Genomic DNA, 16,666 nt, shown 5'->3' with positions numbered 1-16,666 from the left:
TTTTAATCTTCTAATTCTACATTTAAAGCCATCTCTTCTGGCGACTTTATCATTTCAATAAAGTTCATTTTTAAGGTAACCGATTTTTTATCTTCGCTAATCACGGCGTTTTTATTGGTTACCGACTTTATTTTTTTGGGGAAATTATACACCAAGGTATACGTCATGGCTTCAAACACGTCTTTAGAATCTCCCATTTCGTTTATTTCGGCATCGAGAGTTTCTATGTCACGAGAAGCTATCTCATAATCTTCTTTTATAAATCGAGAAAATGTTTTTCCGTCGTAGGTAAAATCTACATACTCAAAAACACTTTCGGATGCTTTAGCGACAGCACTTTCTCCCATTTTACCAAATTGCGAATTGTTTTCGGAATTCATCTTTTTGGCTTCTTCAATTTTTGCTAAAGCTTCTGGTAATTCTTTTAGATTCGTAAATGTAGAACCAAAGCCTAAATCGAAAACACCTGCTTCTTCATCCATTTTCATTTTAATGACAATGTTTTCTAAATTCTTTAGTTTCGCTTGTTCTTCTTGTGGAAGCGTAGCAATGCTATCTGCTTTTTCTACTAGCATATCTTTAAAGTACATGACGCTATCTAGCTTTATTTTCTCTTTACCTTCGTCTTTTTTACCACCACCCATTTCTTCCATGGTTTTCATCACTTGGCTCATATCATAACGCATGATAAATTCTCCAGAACCATCTGGATTAAAGCTTATTTCTTCGGTAAAATTACAACTGGTTAATAAAAAAACGCTTGCAATTGCTAGTAAAAATTGTTTCATTCTTAAAGAATTAAAGATAGCAACAAAGGTACGTATTTTATCTTTCCGGATTATTTAAAATTACTAATGCTGCAATCACACCAGGAACCCATCCGCAGATCCATAATATAAAAACAATTAGTATGGATCCGCAGCCTTTATCTAAGACGGCTAAAGGTGGACATAAAATTGAAAGTAAGACTCTCCAAAAACTCATTTGATTTGATTTTAATTGATTGATGTACTTATTGGACGTAATTGTTTCTGATTTGTTACACTTTGCATTAGGGATGGAGCGCATGTTGGAGCTCCTTGCAAAGAGCGACTAGCGAAAGCCCAGCTTTTTTACAAAAAAAGAATGCCCAAAAAAGCATTTTCTAATTACTAGCTTTAATGTATCTTTGTGGCTTCTTAAAAAACATAAAAATTACATGTCGCAATTATCTGAACAAGAATTAGTACGAAGAGATAAGTTAGCCAAATTACGCGAATTAGGCATTAACCCATATCCAGCAGATTTATATCCTTTAACCCATCTTTCTAGTAAGATAAAGAAGGATTTTAAAGAAGGGGAAAAGGTAAATATCGCTGGACGATTAATGTCAAGACGTATTCAAGGTAATGCGAGTTTTGCCGAACTTCAAGATAGTGAAGGCAGAATACAAGTATATTTTAATAGAGATGAAATTTGTGCTGGTGAAGACAAAAGCAAGTACAATGAGGTATATAAAAAATTACTAGATATTGGTGATTTTATTGGTATTGAAGGGGAATTATTCACTACTAAAGTAGGACAAAAAAGTGTTAGAGTTACCAACTTTACGCTTTTAAGTAAGTCTTTAAAACCGTTACCATTACCAAAGGAAGATGCAGAAGGAAATTTACACGATGCCTTTAATGATCCGGAATTACGTTACAGACAACGTTATGCCGATTTAGTAGTAAACCCAAAAGTAAAAGAGGTTTTTGTTAAAAGAACCAAACTTTTTAATGCGATGCGTTCTTTCTTTAATGACGCTGGTTATTTTGAAGTAGAAACGCCAATCTTACAACCAATTCCTGGAGGAGCAGCTGCACGACCTTTTACTACGCATCACAACTCTTTAGACATTCCGTTATACATGCGAATTGCAAATGAGTTATACCTAAAACGTTTAATTGTTGGTGGTTTTGATGGTGTGTATGAGTTTTCTAAAAACTTTAGAAATGAAGGAATGGACAGAACGCACAATCCGGAATTTACTGCAATGGAGATTTATGTGTCTTATAAAGATTACAACTGGATGATGGATTTCTGTGAGCGCTTATTAGAATATTGTGCTATTGCCGTAAACGGAACTTCTAAAGCTACTTTTGGAGAACATGAAATAGATTTTAAAGCGCCTTATGCTAGAGTAACGATGGCCGATTCTATTAAGCATTTTACTGGTTTTGATATTTCGGATAAAACTGAAGATGAAATTAGAGAAGCTGCAAAAGGAATGGGAATTGCTGTAGATGCAACCATGGGTAAAGGAAAGCTTATTGATGAAATTTTTGGTGAAAAGTGTGAAGGTAACTATATACAGCCAACCTATATTACAGACTACCCAAAAGAGATGAGTCCGTTATGTAAAGAACATAGAGATAATCCGGAATTAACGGAACGTTTTGAATTAATGGTTTGTGGTAAAGAAATTGCAAATGCATATTCAGAATTAAATGACCCAATAGATCAACGCGAACGTTTTGAGCACCAATTAAAATTGGCTGCAAAAGGAGATGATGAAGCTACCGAATTTATAGATCATGACTTTTTACGTGCTTTAGAATATGGTATGCCTCCAACTTCTGGAATGGGAATTGGTATGGATCGATTAATCATGTTTTTAACCAATAACCAAAGTATACAGGAAGTTTTATTCTTTCCGCAAATGCGACCAGAGAAAAAAGCATTAGCAATTAGTGACGAAGCAAAAGATGTTTTAAAAATATTAAAAGCTTCTGAAAAATTAGCCCTTAACGATTTAAAAGGAAAGTCTGGTTTATCGAATAAAAAATGGGATAAAACTATAAAAGAACTGACTAAAAACAACCTAGCCAAAGTGGATAAAACGGAAGAAGGTTTGTTTGTTGCTGTGGTATAATTTATCATTTCCGCGAAGGCGGAAATCTCATTATAAAAAAAGGAACTACAAATTGTAGTTCCTTTTTTTGTTATATACTTTTAAATCCCGTTGTCAGTTTGGTTTATATTTTCATCTCCAACTTATAACCAACACCATGTACATTAACAATATTTATAGCAGGATCTTCTTTTAGTTTGTTTCTAAGTTTAGAAATATAAGTATCTAAACTTCTACCAACGATAACACCTTTGTCTTCCCAAACTTTTTTAGTGAGTTCTTCGCGTTTTATAATTTGATTTGGTTGTGCTACAAAAAGTTCTAGTAATTCACATTCTTTTTTAGAAAGGCTAATTTCGGTAGCTTCTTTAATCAGTTTGTTTTGTTCTGGATAAAACTTAAACCTTCCTAAAGAAGTATAATCTACATCTACCGGTTCGGTTTTTTTCTTGTTTCTCCTTGTCAGTGCAAATACCACAAGCAGTACTAAAAACACTAAAAAAAGCACATATAAAATTTTGGTTTGTGTTTTATTCTGTTCGGTAATTCCTGTAAACTGTACCGTAACTTGGTAGCATGCTTTTTTTAATTCGCGACCAGCACAAGGAATAATGCCTTGCTCTGCATTTTGTTGCATGGCATAACTGTAGGCTACTTGCAGGTCTTCACATTGGGTTACTTCGGTTATATAATGTTGTGGTAAATCTGCTTTTTCAAAACTACGCTTCATAATAGCTACCAAACTATCTGGTTGAATGGCCAAAGTATTTTCAAAAGTTACTTGGTATTTATTTTCATTTAATGCAATTACCGGAGACACCACTGAAGTAGAATCACCATTAGTCAGTAATAACTGGTGTCCAACTTCTCGCAAAGACACTTTTACTATTTCCGAAAAATGATCATTAGTATCTTTATTACAAGATATCATGCAAATAAAAAGTGCAATAAAAAGGAAACGCTTCCATAAAGGTGTGATTGTATTATTCATAATTATTGGTAAATAACATACAATTTCAGGACTTTTTACAATAGTTGACACTTCTTTTACATTCTTTTGACATATTTTACCTAGTAGGGCTCTTAGATTTGTAACATCAAAACGAACAGAAATGTAATCTATTTATTAATCATTAAATTTACAGATATGAAAAAGAGTATTCTAATTTTTGCAATAGTGTTAATCGCACTTAGTCTAACCGCTTTTAATATAATAAACGGTAAAGATTCCAAATCAGAAAAAACAGAAGCTACAAAAAACAAGGAACTAGCATTAAATACCAATGCTGTTTACGAAGCTCCAATTGGTCCCATTTTAAAAACGGATTCCATTAAAACAAAACCAGAAGTTTTTGAAGATTTTATTTATGATGTTGGTCCGAGGTTTGCTCCAATGAAAAAAAGTGATCTTGAAAAAGCAACTTCATTAGATGCCTTTTTTACGTGGGAAGAATTACGTGCTATCTCAAAAATTAAATTTGTTGAAATTATAGTTATTGAAAACGAAAGACAAACTCAAAAAAGAGAGATTAGCTACACAAAAGACTTTACGGAAGCCCAATTAAAATTACTACAATCTTTTGATTACACTTCACACTTTAATCTTAGAATAGAGTATTTAGAAAAAAACTCAGTAGGCCAATTAGAACATAAATTTAACTCACCACACATAACTATTGTTCCAGAAAAGCAAGCAGTTTATATGGATGGTAAAGATGCACTAAAAAAATACTTAAAAGAAAGTAGCAGCGAAGTTAGAAAAGATGTAGATCCAGAAAAGCTGCAGGCTGCAAAACTACATTTTATAATAACGAAACTAGGAACCATTGAAAATGTAAAACTAGACAGAACATCCAACTATCCTTTGGTAGATAAAACGATGATAGATTTAATTAAAAATTTATCTGGAAAATGGAAACCTGCCGAAAATGAAAAAGGGGAAAAAATGGATCAAGAAATGGTGGTCTCTTTTGGATTAATGGGCTGTTAGATTTATAAAATAAAAGCATGTAAAAAGGAGCTACTTTATTGTAGTTCCTTTTTTTATGCCTTGATGTCAAGCAAAAGAAATCTCAACCTTTTTTAGTATATTTATACCGTTCTCCCTAAAGCAACAACTAGAATTAAAACTTTAAAAATGAAAAAGTTATCCATTGTACTAGTGCTTTTATTTTTGTTTCCAATTGCATTTGAAGCGCAAAATGTAAATACGGAAAAATCTGAAGTTCATTTTAAAATCAACAATCTTGTTTTTAGCAATGTTAAAGGTGCTTTTAAAGAAATGACTGGAACGCTAGATATAAATTCTGAAAACTTAAGTGCTTCCTCTATTAATGTTTGTCTTGCTGCAAAATCTGTAAATACAGGAAACGAAAAGAGAGATGCCGATTTACGTTCGGAAGATTTTTTTTATGTAGATAATAATCCTAGTATCTGTTTTGTTTCTTCTAAAATTTCGAGATCAGAAACAGGTTATACAACCACAGGAAAACTAACCATGCTTGGCGTAAGTCGGGATGTTAGTATTCCGTTTACATATAAGGACAATACCTTTATTGGTGCATTTAAAATTAACCGAACAGATTACCATCTTGCTGAAAATGCAAATCCTTTTGTTATTGGAGAAATGGTGAAACTAACAATAACCTGCGTTGTTCATTAGAATCCATTTTATTTATGCCTTTGAAATTTTTATAAACTTACTTCGACTATACCTATATAATTAGAAAATATGAAAAATATTATATTCCTATTCGCTTCACTATTTATCTGTAGTACTTCTACAATTAAAGCACAGCAGACTATAAATAAAGAAGCATCTAAAATCGACTTTCATATTACTGGAGGAGGTATTTTTAAAGTAAAAGGAACTTTCACTGGAATGCAAGGGGACTTTAATTTAGACTCTTCTATGCCAGAAAATGCCAATTTTGATATTTGTATAGATGCTGCAACCATATATACAAAAAACAAGAAACGAGATACCCATTTGCGTACTTCAGATTTCTTTGACGTTGAAAAATATCCGAATATTTGCTTTCAATCCACCGTAGTTACAAAATCTTCTGATGGATATATTACCACAGGAAACTTAACGATTCACGGAGTTACTAAAGAAGTTGATATTCCGTTTACCTTTTCAGGAGACACCTTTACAGGGGAATTAGTAATAAATAGATTTGATTACGAAATAGGTGAAACGTTTGGCACCATGCGAGTTGGTACAGAAGCAACAGTTACCATAACTTGTGTAGTAAATTAATAACCTCTATTTTTATAAAATATATCTACTTATCCAAATAAAAATGAAACCTACATTTATTAAAACTATTATACTATTCTTTTTAAGCGTTACTATGTATTCTCAAACATACAACACATATTTCCAAAGTGTAGTAGACAATGTTTCAGCTTCTAATATTCTTGCTGACTTAACCAGTTTTGAAAGTTTTGGCGTAAAAGATGTTGGTTCTACTAATTTAACAACTGCCCAAAACTGGATTACTGCACGTTATGCTTCTTTAGGATATACTGATATTGTTTTACAGCCTTTCACCTATTCTTCTGGGACAAGCAATAACATTATTGTTACTAAAACAGGAACGGTTTACCCAAACACCTATATTATTATTGATGCTCATTACGACACCATTAATGGTCCTGGAACAAATGACAATGGTAGTGGTACCACATTATTATTAGAAATAGCGAGGTTACTAAAAGACATAGACACAGAATACTCTATAAAATTAATACATTTTAGTGGAGAAGAAGATGGATTAATTGGTAGTGAGTATTATGTAGATAATACAGTAAATCCTCAAAACTTAGATATTCGTTTGATCTTTAATATTGATCAAGTTGGTGGTGTTAATGGCGAAACAAATAACACAATTACATGCGAAGAAGACAGAAGTAATCCGCCTTCTAACAACAGTGCTTCATCTGCAATGACAGCAATTTTAGCCAATTGTATAGAATTTTACTCTAGTTTAGATACAGATATTTCTTATGCGTATGCTTCCGATTATATTCCTTTTGAAAATAATGGAGAAATAATAACTGGTTTATACGAATATAACGAATCCTCACATCCACACTCACCAACCGATGTATTAGCAAATATGGATCCTGCATTTTTAACCGAAGTTACAAAAGGCGCTTTAGGTGCATTGTTAGAATATGCTGCAAGTACTAATCCGTTAAGCAGTAATGAAAACACAAAAGATGCTATAAAAATATATCCAAATCCGAGTAATAATGGTATTGTAAATCTTAATCTTCTAAATAGCAATAATTCTAATAATTCCATAACCATTTATGATGTTTTAGGAAAATCGGTCTTCACAAAAAACAACTTACAAGCAGTGGAAACATTAAATTTAAAAAGATTACAAAAGGGAATTTACTTGGCGGTTATTAAATCTGATAACAAAACAGTTACAAAAAAATTGATACTTAATTAACAAAAGACCCTCTCACTACCTACTATATTAATAAGATTATTGAATTTTTATTCACTTTTTATTAATTTTCATATACATTTTATTACTTTCACATCTCTTTTAAAATTTTAAATCATGAAGAAAGTAATTTTCGCCTTATGTATTGCATGCACATTCGTCTCTTGTTTTAATGATCCAGATGATGAGTTTATCGCGCAATGCACAACGCCAACCAATGTTTTATCCAATGACGTTTCGCATGAAAGTGCAACTATTACTTGGGAGAACAGTAATACCAACGCAACGTATACTTTAGAATATGGAGTTTCCGGTTTTGTTTTAGGTTTGGGCGAAACGATAACAACCACAACAGCAACTACTACTTTAACGAACTTAGAAGCAAACACAACCTATGATGTTTATATTCAATCTATTTGTAGTGATAATGTAAGTATACAAACAGAGGTTATCAGTTTTACTACATTAGCACCTATTGTAAGTACACAATTTGAAAATAATCTTTCCGATTTGAATTTATTTTCAGGAAATATTGCGGATTTAATCCCTAGTCCTTACGCTTTTGAATATGACTTAACAACACCGTTATTTACTGACTACGCACATAAACAACGTATAATAGCTTTACCTTCTGGTGAAACCATGCAATATGTGGATGATGGATTACCAACATTTCCAGACGATACCGTGATAGCAAAAACGTTTTACTATTTTAATAATGAACGTGATGAAACCTTAGGAAAGCAAATTATGGAAACCAGAATTTTAATAAAACAAAATGGCGCTTGGGTTACTGGAAATTACAAATGGAATGAATCACAAACCGAAGCTACTTTAGATGCAAACGGAAGCGTTGTCCCTTATAGCTATGTGGATAATTCTGGAGATACACAGAATATAAATTATAAAATTCCTTCTAGCGCAGATTGTACGCAGTGTCATAGTATTAACACAGACATTGTACCTATAGGACCAAAATTACGTTCAATGCATTTTAATAATCAGCTACAACATTTTATTGATAATAATTACATTTCAAACCTTACAGATCCTTCAACTGTTAGTGTTTTGCCTAATTGGGAAAACAGAGATGATTATTCTTTAGCTGAAAGAACTAGAGCATATTTTGATGTAAATTGTGCACATTGTCACCAACCGGGAGGAAGTTGTGATACCGAATCTAGTTTAGATTTTAGATATGAAACTCCTTTTGGAGACACCGATATTAACACGTTTAAATTTACCATTCTAGCAAGAACTCAAAATTATATAGACACGTACTCTATGCCATTAATTGGTACAACAATGGTGCATGATGAGGGTTATTCCTTGATTGAAGAATATATCGATTCTCTATAATTTACATAAAAAAAAGCACTAAAAAAGGCTCTCGTTTCTACGAAAGCCTTTTTTATTTCTATTCGTTTCACATCTATAATTTCTTCTGCATTCATGGTTTTGTTTTCACCAAAAAACAGAAAAGAATTACAGATCCTTTTTTTTAAACTAGATCGCTGCTATTTAATATTATCCAATACCATTTTACTTTACCACATAATCAGCTATAGGAATGTCATTTATAAAAACATTCTCTAAAACAGAAGCACCATCCTTAACAAAAACTAAAGCATAGGTATTATTTGGCAAGCTATCACGTTGTGCTTTTCTATGTGCAATTTCGGCATCTTTAGCCTTAGTTTCTTTCATATAAAAACGATCAAAAGGCAAATGAATACGCAGTACATCTTGGTATTCATCATACACATTCACTTTTGCTATAATATATTCGGATGTTGTTTCTAAAGGCCTTTTACTTACTTGGTCTATTTCTGCAAACCCTAGGCTATCCGTTTTTAGATAGATAAAAACATCTTGTTGTGGTTCCCAAATAGAATCTGTTGTTGGGTATGCATTTATATCATAACGCAGTGTTATATATTTTCCACGGAAAGGATCTGTGGGATCAATAGGCTGCGTTTTAAATTTATAGGCTGTGCCTTCTTTTAACGTGTTTTCTTGATTAAGAATCATTTGAGCAGGCACAAATAATTGTATCAGTGCTACTAGTACGAATAAAATAAATAGGTGAATTGTTTTCATGTGTACCTTATTTTTTAAGTATTTGTTTTTGCTTTTTAAGCATCCAATAATTGGTTATAAAAAATCCGAAACCAACAGTTACAAACAATAATCCTCTTACTACAAAAGACATGTTTGTATCAAAAAATCTACAAACTACTAAACTGGTTATGATGAATAACCCGTAATTTAAAACCCCAAAATGAAAGCGGTCTGCTCCTATTTTTATGGTTATTAATCCTAAGACAAATAGTAAAACGTTCACCAAAATGGTTGGTATGGTTTCCGAAGAAAATCCGAAGAAAAAGAGTATGCTAAAAAAGATAAAGACATATTGAAATAAATGAAATTCTTTAATCCATTGCTTGTAATACGAATAGCCTATAACTACAAGGGCTCCTAAAAATAAAGCAATAGCAATGTAAAACTCATTCGAAAAGAAAACCACTTCTCGTATTAAATCTTCCCAAATCCATGTAAAGCTCGTCCATAACAAAATAACAATGGTTCCTATAGAACCAATAATAAGATAGCCATTACGCCTTAATTGCTGCGCATAGAAAAAAGGGATTTTCCCAATATTGTATAACAATCCGAAAAGAATCATATACAACAAGAAACCAATACTATAATTTGTTTCTACAAATGCACCAAGAACAATCGTTGCGCTTAAAGGAATAAACCAATTAAAAATAGAGGTAATATTTGCTTTCGGATTTTGTTTCAACAGCATATAGTAGTGTGGCAAAACCAAAGCAATCATTAGAATGTATAACCAAGGAGAACTTTCTGAAGAGGGATAGCCATAACCACTCTCACAGGCAAAATAGGTTGCAAAAACAATATGTAATATTGCTAAAACATGTGATTTCAGCAAATAAATTACAGGTAAACAAAGTAGCATCCAAGTCAATAAAAAGCTACTTAAATCTCCTGGTAGATGATAAATCTGACTCACCAAAGCGATACTAGCACCAACAGCGAAAAAGAGAAAGGTTCCGGAAGCTTCTTTCCATGTTTGGCTTTTCTTTTTTAGGATAGAATAGCCAACAAAAAGTTGTCCGATAACCAAAGGTAGAAAAGCAAATACTGTTTTAATAGCTCTTGAAAATTGATCCCAATTATGAGCAAGTATTAAAATAATACCTAGCCCTACTAATAAGGATCCAAATACGCCAAAAACAACAAATAGTTTATTAGGTGTGATTTCTTCCTTAGATCTATAATACGATTCGATTTTTAAAGCGACTTCTTTAGAAATTACTTCATTTTTAATCAAATCGGGTAATTCTTTTATAAATTTTGAGTGCATGACTGTAGAATTTAAAGTTTAAAGATAGTGATAGTTCTTTGGTTTAAAACCTCGCAAAACGAATTGCGAGGCTTTGGGTTTATAAAAACCAATCATCAAAACAAAGTTTTAAATCTCTTCTGTTTCGCTGTTATTATCTATAAAAGCAACATCTCTTGTGTTTTTCTGTACTGCAATTGCTGCGAACAAACTCAAAACAAAGGACATGGCATAAAAGCCTTTTTCACTAAGTTCTAAATCGGCATTCCATAAACCTACCACTAATAATGTAATAGACACAATAGTTGTAAACCAACTGATACTGTAATACATTTCGGTGACCTGAATGTTTTCCATTTTGTCTCGAACTGCTTTTTGAACAGAAATAACCGAGAACAAACCAAAAAGTAAAACGGTAAAATAATAGCCTTTTTCGTTTAATTCCATTCCTGCATTCCATAAACCTATGCAATAAGCAACTACGCCGACTAATAAAACAGACCAGGATGCACCAATAAATGCATTGGTTGGTTTTTGATCGAATACCTTTGCTTCTTTTTTAATCTTCTTCTTGTTTTTTGTTTCATTTCCTGAAACGGTTGTTTGATAATCCATATTATTTTGTTTTAAATGATTATTGGGACAAATATGTAACACTTCAGAAATACTCCAAACACAAAATTTCAGTAATACTGACGATATTTTCATATAAAAAATAAACCTATTCATTATATTTAGTACTTTAATAAAAATAATACTGACGATTAAATGACTAATTTAAACACGATCATTTCTACTTTTTCTTCCGAAGAACAGCAACGATTCCTTATATATCTTAAGAAAAAGAACAAAAGAAACGATATCAAAAATGTGGAATTATTTAAGTTAATTGCGAAGAATACGCTTTCGTCTGATGCTATTTTTACAAGCCTTTATAATACATCTAACAAAAATGCATATCACGCATTACGAAAAAGGCTTTACTTATCGATCATTGATTTTATTGCAAACACCAATCTAGAGGAAGAGAATTCGATTGACATGCAAATCATAAAATTCATTCTTGCTTCGCGAAACTTCTTTTTAATGAAAGAGGCCAAGGTTGCCTATCACATTTTAGACAAAGCGGAAACCCTTGCAACAGAACATCATTTATTCGCGATACTAAATGAGATTTACAGTATAAAAATTCAGTACGCATTTACAAATCCATCCTTAGATATGGAGCAGCTGATTTTAAAATACAATAGCAATCAAAAAAAACATTATTTAGAAGATCAACTCAATATTGTCTATGCAAAAATCCGACAAGCATTGAATAATATTTCCTATAAAAAAGAAATTGTAGATTTTGAAACCTTATTGAATGATACACTAAAAGAACATCATATTAATATACATGATTCCATTTCTTTTAAATCCCTATACCAATTAATGCATATTGTAAGTATTTCAGCTTTTGTTACTAAAGATTATTTAAAAATCGAATCTTTCTTAATGAAAACCTACGCTATTATAAAGCTTCGTAAAACAAATGAGAAAGAATTATTCTATCATATTCAAGTGGTTTATATGATTGCAAATGCGTTATTCCGAAATAAAAAATTCAAACAATCGAAGGCACATCTAGAAGTCATGCATAATCTGATGCTGGCTAATAAGAAAAAACACTACAACACCTTTATATTAAAACACGATTTACTACTAGCTCTAAACTTAAACTACTCCAATAAACAAAAAGAAGCAATATCGTATTTGGCACCTTATCTTCATTCAAAGCATACAGATACCGAAACAGTATTAGATATAAGATTAAGCTTAATTATGTTTTACATTCAAAACGAGAACCTAACGAAAGCAAAGCAAGTTTTTTCTAAATTTTACCACACCGACAAATACTATATAGAAAAAGCCGGAATAGAATGGACTATCAAAAAGAACCTTACCGAATTATTATTACAAGTAGAGCTTGGTGATATTGACATTATAGAATCTAGACTTCAAAGTTTTAAAAGGCAATACAATACCTATTTAAAAGAGATCAATCAAGAACGTGTGACTACGTATTTAGGTTTTGTTGAAAAATTCTACAAGCAACCAGAGATTATTACAACAGAGAAATTCAAGAATTTGGTAGAAGATTCTTTTGAATGGATTCCTGCAAAACAAGAAGACATTTTTGGAATAAGCTTCTATGCTTGGCTAAAAAGCAAGATGGAAAAAAGCCCTTTATTTCAAACTACGCTACGCTTAATTGAACAAGCACAATTAGTTAATTAGTTGTTAAAAATATTTCTATCATTAAACTATTTTAGTTTTCCGAAGTCCTAGAAGCAAATAACAATTAAAACAGAAACAAATGAAAAAATTATTAATTATAGCATTAGCCTTAGTAACTATACAAGTTAGTGCGCAAGAGAAAATGGAGAGAAAGCACAAAGGAGCAGATTTCAGTCCGCAAGAAATGGCAGAATTACGAACTAAAAAAATGACTTTAGATTTAGATCTAACAGCTGCACAACAAAAAGAAATTGGAGCTATTAATTTAGAAAACGCTATTGCCAGAAAAGCAAAAATGGAAGCTAGAAAAGATAGAAAAAAATCGGAAGAAAAACCTAGTAAAGAAGAAATGCTTAAAATGAAAAACGAGCATTTAGACGCACAGATAGCAAATAAGAAAAAAATGAAAAGCATTTTAAATGCAGACCAATATGCTAAATGGGAAAAGCAAGGTGACAAAAGAAACCATAAAGAAGGAAAAAGAAAAGGCAAAAAAGGAGAGCGTGACAGCAAACCTAGTAAAGAGTAGTATAGTTAGTTTTTAGTTTTTTTTTAAAGCACCTTAAAAGAGAAATCTTTAAGGTGCTTTTTATTTTATAATGTTTTAGCAACTGCGTCCACAGCACGAATTGTTTTATCTAAATCTTCATACGTTAAAGCATCTGTAATAAACCAAGTTTCAAAAGCACTTGGCGCAATGTAAACACCTTCATTTAACATTCCATGAAAGAACTTTTTAAAAGTTTCGTTATTTCCTTCGGCAGAAGTTTCAAAATCTAATACTTCACCAGCTGCAAAATGCACAGAAATCATAGAACCTATTCTATTTATGGTATGTGTAATATTATTTTGGCTTAATACTTCAGCAATACCTTTATGCAAATATTCTGTTTTTTCCGCTAGACGATTATAAATAACTGCATCTCCATTTAATTCTTGTAGCATCGCCAAACCAGCAGCCATAGCTAGAGGATTACCACTTAAAGTTCCTGCTTGATACACAGGACCAATAGGTGCTAAATAACTCATAATTTCTTTATTAGCAGCAAATGCACCAACTGGCAATCCGCCGCCAATTACTTTTCCAAAACAAACAATATCTGCTTTCACATCATATAGTTCTTGTGCACCACCTTTTGCGAGTCGGAAACCGGTCATAACCTCATCAAAAATCAAAAGAATATTATTAGCAGTACAAAGCGTTCTTAACTCCTGTAAAAAATTATTCTTTGGAGGAATACAGCCCATATTCCCAGCAACAGGCTCTAAAATAACACAAGCTATTTCTCCTTTATTTACTTCTATAATTTGAGCAACATTTGCAATATCATTGTAAGTCGCTAACAAAGTATCTTTCGCGGTACCTGCAGTAACTCCGGGACTATTTGGCGACCCAAAAGTAACAGCACCACTTCCTGCTTGTATTAAAAACGAATCACTATGTCCGTGATAACAACCTGCAAATTTTATAATTTTATCTTTTCCTGTAAAACCACGAGCAAGACGCACTGCACTCATGCAAGCTTCTGTTCCGGAATTCACAAAACGAATCATTTCTATATTTGGCACCATAGAAACCGCTAATTCTGCAATTTGCGTTTCAATCTCTGTTGGTGTTCCAAAAGAAGTTCCTTTTTTGGTTTTCTCTACAACTGCATCTACAACAGGCTGAAAAGCGTGACCAAGTATCATTGGCCCCCAAGAGTTTATATAATCGATATACTGGTTATTGTCTTCATCTATTAAGTAAGCTCCTTTTGCTTCTTTAATAAATATAGGTGTTCCTCCTACAGCATTGAATGCTCTTACAGGAGAATTCACTCCCCCAGGAATCACTTTTTCTGCTTGTGCAAATAATGCACTACTACGTGTATAATTCATGAAATTTAATAATCTTTTGGCATTGGTTTTACAAAGAGTACCTGACCTACAAACAAGCTGGTATCTTCTAAACCATTTAATTCTTGAAGTTCTTTAACTGTAATTTTATATTTTTTTGAAACAGAATACATGGTATCTCCTTTTGCCACTGTATGCTTATCATTATTATCTGCTTGCTTCCCTAATACTTCTGCATCGAATCTATGTAATTGGTAACGTTCAATTAAACTAATTAATTTAACAGGATACTTTCTATCTGTAGCATACCCTGCAGCGCGTAGTCCTTTTGCCCAAGATTCATAATCATCTTTTTCAAAATCAAACAATTTGCTATAACGACTTCTACCGGTTAAGAAAAGCGAATGATCTCTAAAGGAATATTTAGAGTTGTTATATTTACGAAAACATTCCTGTGACGCATCATCATCGTGATAAATTTTCGCACCAGTCCAATCGTGACATTTAATTCCGAAGTGATTATTAGCCTCTACAGAAAGTCTTCCCTTACCAGAAGCAGATTCTAAAATACCTTGTGCTAAAGTAATACTCGCAGGAATACCATATTTACGCATTTCATCTTGTGCTATATCACTATAAATGGCAACATACTCTTCGGTAGAGTTTGCATAAACTTCAGGAGTATTTGGTGCAATTTCAGGAGTAGTTACATTTTCTTGTTCTGGTTCTTTTTCAGAACTTTTAACCACTACAACTCTTTTATTTCTTTTTGTAACTGTTTTTTTACTTGTCCCACAACTAAACATCAATAACGATATACAGCTTGCAATAATTATTTTCTTCATCTTTTATACAATCAATGGTAAATTCTTCTTTTTTAAAACGGCATTCATTCCTTCAATGCCTTGTAACCCTCCAGTATGGATGACTAATATTTTGGAATGCTTCGGAAAAAATCCTTTTGCTATCAAATCTTGAATTCCAAATAGCATTTTTCCTGTATAAACAGGATCTAAAGGAATATTGTATTCCTTAGTAAACACATTAATAAACGTAATTAAGTTGGCTTTTATTTTTGCATAACCTCCAAAATGATAATCCGTTATTAACTCCCAATTTGTTCCGTTGGTAAATTTAGTGATTTCTTCTTGTAAAAAGTCTCCTTTTAATGCTGGAAATCCCAGAATTTTTTGATGCGGAAAACTCGCGTTAATAATTCCAGATATAGTTCCACCAGTTCCTACAGGACAACATATATAATCGTACACTTCGTCACCTTTTTCTATAATCTCTTCACAACCTTTAACAGCTAAAGCATTTGTTCCCCCTTCAGGAATTAAATAAAAGTCTCCAAAAGCATCTTTTAATTCCTCTATAAATAAATCAGAAGTCTTACTTCTAAACGCTTCACGAGAAACGAAATGAAATTGCATGCCTTGTTGTTTAGCAAAACTCAAGGTAGAATTTTCGTTCACCTTACTCGCTAACTCTTCACCACGAATAACGCCAACCGTATCAAAACCATATTCTTTGCCCACCGCAGCAACAGCAGCAATATGATTTGAAAAAGCACCCCCAAAAGTCAGTAAGGTAGTTTTCTTCTGATTTTTAGCTTCTATGATATTATACTTCAGCTTATTTAATTTATTTCCTGAAATAAAAGCATGATTCATATACGTTTTTCTCACAAAAACCTGATGATCAGCACTTACATTAATTTCAACAGTCAAACCCATCGTTTCAACGAAAAATTATTTATTATTAATAATATTAAACTATTTTAGATAAAAATGTTAATACACAACATTATTTTTAAATAAAATGTTAAATTAGACATTAATT

17 protein-coding genes are annotated in these 16,666 nt (G+C 32.2%); 8 read left to right on the top strand and 9 right to left on the bottom strand.

Going from position 1 to position 16,666, the window contains the following annotated elements; all coding sequences use genetic code 11:
• Positions 1 to 2 precede the first annotated feature (2 nt).
• The gene (locus FG167_RS09340; protein ID WP_203458049.1) at positions 3 to 788 is read right to left on the bottom strand and encodes a hypothetical protein; all 786 of its coding nucleotides are present in this window, start codon (positions 786 to 788) and stop codon (positions 3 to 5) included.
• 37 nt (positions 789 to 825) lie between these two features.
• A complete protein-coding gene (locus FG167_RS09335; protein WP_083478318.1) occupies positions 826 to 984 on the bottom strand; it encodes a YqaE/Pmp3 family membrane protein in 159 nt (52 codons plus the stop codon).
• 214 nt (positions 985 to 1,198) lie between these two features.
• On the opposite strand from FG167_RS09335, the gene lysS reads away from it, so the two are divergent.
• A complete protein-coding gene (gene lysS / locus FG167_RS09330) occupies positions 1,199 to 2,893 on the top strand; it encodes a lysine--tRNA ligase (RefSeq protein ID WP_203458048.1) in 1,695 nt (564 codons plus the stop codon).
• 103 nt (positions 2,894 to 2,996) lie between these two features.
• On the opposite strand, the gene FG167_RS09325 is transcribed toward lysS, so the two are convergent.
• A complete protein-coding gene (locus FG167_RS09325) occupies positions 2,997 to 3,863 on the bottom strand; it encodes a winged helix-turn-helix domain-containing protein (RefSeq protein WP_203458047.1) in 867 nt (288 codons plus the stop codon).
• A 156-nt stretch (positions 3,864 to 4,019) separates the two neighbouring features.
• Between FG167_RS09325 and FG167_RS09320 the strand changes: the two genes are divergently transcribed.
• The 5 genes from FG167_RS09320 (at position 4,020) to FG167_RS09300 (ending at position 8,694) form a co-directional block, all read left to right on the top strand.
• Positions 4,020 to 4,862 carry an energy transducer TonB gene (locus FG167_RS09320; protein WP_203458046.1) on the top strand — a complete coding sequence of 281 codons (843 nt, stop codon included), beginning with the start codon at positions 4,020 to 4,022 and terminating at the stop codon, positions 4,860 to 4,862.
• Between the two features lie 147 nt (positions 4,863 to 5,009).
• The gene (locus FG167_RS09315) at positions 5,010 to 5,534 is read left to right on the top strand and encodes a YceI family protein (RefSeq protein ID WP_203458045.1); all 525 of its coding nucleotides are present in this window, start codon (positions 5,010 to 5,012) and stop codon (positions 5,532 to 5,534) included.
• A 69-nt stretch (positions 5,535 to 5,603) separates the two neighbouring features.
• Positions 5,604 to 6,134 carry a YceI family protein gene (locus FG167_RS09310; protein ID WP_203458044.1) on the top strand — a complete coding sequence of 177 codons (531 nt, stop codon included), beginning with the start codon at positions 5,604 to 5,606 and terminating at the stop codon, positions 6,132 to 6,134.
• A 43-nt stretch (positions 6,135 to 6,177) separates the two neighbouring features.
• The gene (locus FG167_RS09305; protein WP_203458043.1) at positions 6,178 to 7,338 is read left to right on the top strand and encodes a M20/M25/M40 family metallo-hydrolase; all 1,161 of its coding nucleotides are present in this window, start codon (positions 6,178 to 6,180) and stop codon (positions 7,336 to 7,338) included.
• A 114-nt stretch (positions 7,339 to 7,452) separates the two neighbouring features.
• On the top strand, positions 7,453 to 8,694 hold the full coding sequence (locus FG167_RS09300; RefSeq protein WP_239004364.1) for a hypothetical protein: 1,242 nt from the start codon (positions 7,453 to 7,455) through the stop codon (positions 8,692 to 8,694).
• Positions 8,695 to 8,877: 183 nt separating this feature from the next.
• Here FG167_RS09300 and FG167_RS09295 read toward each other — a convergent pair whose 3' ends face one another.
• From FG167_RS09295 to yiaA, 3 genes are all read right to left on the bottom strand, one after another.
• Positions 8,878 to 9,435, bottom strand: coding sequence for a GDYXXLXY domain-containing protein (locus FG167_RS09295; protein WP_203458042.1), 558 nt, complete (start codon positions 9,433 to 9,435; stop codon positions 8,878 to 8,880).
• A gap of 7 nt (positions 9,436 to 9,442) precedes the next feature.
• Positions 9,443 to 10,726: a DUF2157 domain-containing protein gene (locus FG167_RS09290; protein ID WP_203458041.1), complete on the bottom strand. Its 1,284-nt coding sequence runs from the start codon at positions 10,724 to 10,726 to the stop codon at positions 9,443 to 9,445.
• A 108-nt stretch (positions 10,727 to 10,834) separates the two neighbouring features.
• Entirely contained in the window at positions 10,835 to 11,320 is a 486-nt protein-coding gene (gene yiaA, locus FG167_RS09285; RefSeq protein WP_203458040.1) for an inner membrane protein YiaA, read from the bottom strand.
• 153 nt (positions 11,321 to 11,473) lie between these two features.
• On the opposite strand from yiaA, the gene FG167_RS09280 reads away from it, so the two are divergent.
• Positions 11,474 to 12,985, top strand: a complete 1,512-nt coding sequence (locus tag FG167_RS09280; RefSeq protein WP_203458039.1) for a hypothetical protein — start codon at positions 11,474 to 11,476, stop codon at positions 12,983 to 12,985.
• A 79-nt stretch (positions 12,986 to 13,064) separates the two neighbouring features.
• Positions 13,065 to 13,514 (top strand): hypothetical protein, encoded by a 450-nt coding sequence (locus FG167_RS09275; protein ID WP_203458038.1) that lies wholly within the window; start codon positions 13,065 to 13,067, stop codon positions 13,512 to 13,514.
• A gap of 65 nt (positions 13,515 to 13,579) precedes the next feature.
• Here the strand turns inward: FG167_RS09275 and hemL are convergent, their stop codons facing one another.
• From hemL to FG167_RS09260, 3 genes are read right to left on the bottom strand one after another with little or no spacing between them, the layout of a single operon-like run.
• Positions 13,580 to 14,866, bottom strand: a complete 1,287-nt coding sequence (hemL, locus tag FG167_RS09270; RefSeq protein WP_203458037.1) for a glutamate-1-semialdehyde 2,1-aminomutase — start codon at positions 14,864 to 14,866, stop codon at positions 13,580 to 13,582.
• Positions 14,867 to 14,871: 5 nt separating this feature from the next.
• Positions 14,872 to 15,669, bottom strand: a complete 798-nt coding sequence (locus FG167_RS09265; protein ID WP_203458036.1) for a glucosaminidase domain-containing protein — start codon at positions 15,667 to 15,669, stop codon at positions 14,872 to 14,874.
• A 3-nt stretch (positions 15,670 to 15,672) separates the two neighbouring features.
• Positions 15,673 to 16,560 carry a 1-aminocyclopropane-1-carboxylate deaminase/D-cysteine desulfhydrase gene (locus FG167_RS09260; RefSeq protein WP_203458035.1) on the bottom strand — a complete coding sequence of 296 codons (888 nt, stop codon included), beginning with the start codon at positions 16,558 to 16,560 and terminating at the stop codon, positions 15,673 to 15,675.
• Positions 16,561 to 16,666: the final 106 nt, after the last annotated feature.

This window comes from Lacinutrix sp. WUR7, assembly GCF_016864015.1.
Lineage (GTDB): Bacteria > Bacteroidota > Bacteroidia > Flavobacteriales > Flavobacteriaceae > Oceanihabitans.
This window is presented reverse-complemented; position numbering and strand designations above follow the sequence as displayed.

What these genes read in the sequence shown, in the direction of transcription:
- FG167_RS09340 (WP_203458049.1), bottom strand. Translation starts at nt 788, where the DNA reads ATGAAACAATTTTTACTAGCAATTGCAAGCGTTTTTTTATTAACCAGT.
- FG167_RS09335 (WP_083478318.1), bottom strand. Translation starts at nt 984, where the DNA reads ATGAGTTTTTGGAGAGTCTTACTTTCAATTTTATGTCCACCTTTAGCC.
- lysS (WP_203458048.1), top strand. Translation starts at nt 1,199, where the DNA reads ATGTCGCAATTATCTGAACAAGAATTAGTACGAAGAGATAAGTTAGCC.
- FG167_RS09325 (WP_203458047.1), bottom strand. Translation starts at nt 3,863, where the DNA reads ATGAATAATACAATCACACCTTTATGGAAGCGTTTCCTTTTTATTGCA.
- FG167_RS09320 (WP_203458046.1), top strand. Translation starts at nt 4,020, where the DNA reads ATGAAAAAGAGTATTCTAATTTTTGCAATAGTGTTAATCGCACTTAGT.
- FG167_RS09315 (WP_203458045.1), top strand. Translation starts at nt 5,010, where the DNA reads ATGAAAAAGTTATCCATTGTACTAGTGCTTTTATTTTTGTTTCCAATT.
- FG167_RS09310 (WP_203458044.1), top strand. Translation starts at nt 5,604, where the DNA reads ATGAAAAATATTATATTCCTATTCGCTTCACTATTTATCTGTAGTACT.
- FG167_RS09305 (WP_203458043.1), top strand. Translation starts at nt 6,178, where the DNA reads ATGAAACCTACATTTATTAAAACTATTATACTATTCTTTTTAAGCGTT.
- FG167_RS09300 (WP_239004364.1), top strand. Translation starts at nt 7,453, where the DNA reads ATGAAGAAAGTAATTTTCGCCTTATGTATTGCATGCACATTCGTCTCT.
- FG167_RS09295 (WP_203458042.1), bottom strand. Translation starts at nt 9,435, where the DNA reads ATGAAAACAATTCACCTATTTATTTTATTCGTACTAGTAGCACTGATA.
- FG167_RS09290 (WP_203458041.1), bottom strand. Translation starts at nt 10,726, where the DNA reads ATGCACTCAAAATTTATAAAAGAATTACCCGATTTGATTAAAAATGAA.
- yiaA (WP_203458040.1), bottom strand. Translation starts at nt 11,320, where the DNA reads ATGGATTATCAAACAACCGTTTCAGGAAATGAAACAAAAAACAAGAAG.
- FG167_RS09280 (WP_203458039.1), top strand. Translation starts at nt 11,474, where the DNA reads ATGACTAATTTAAACACGATCATTTCTACTTTTTCTTCCGAAGAACAG.
- FG167_RS09275 (WP_203458038.1), top strand. Translation starts at nt 13,065, where the DNA reads ATGAAAAAATTATTAATTATAGCATTAGCCTTAGTAACTATACAAGTT.
- hemL (WP_203458037.1), bottom strand. Translation starts at nt 14,866, where the DNA reads ATGAATTATACACGTAGTAGTGCATTATTTGCACAAGCAGAAAAAGTG.
- FG167_RS09265 (WP_203458036.1), bottom strand. Translation starts at nt 15,669, where the DNA reads ATGAAGAAAATAATTATTGCAAGCTGTATATCGTTATTGATGTTTAGT.
- FG167_RS09260 (WP_203458035.1), bottom strand. Translation starts at nt 16,560, where the DNA reads ATGGGTTTGACTGTTGAAATTAATGTAAGTGCTGATCATCAGGTTTTT.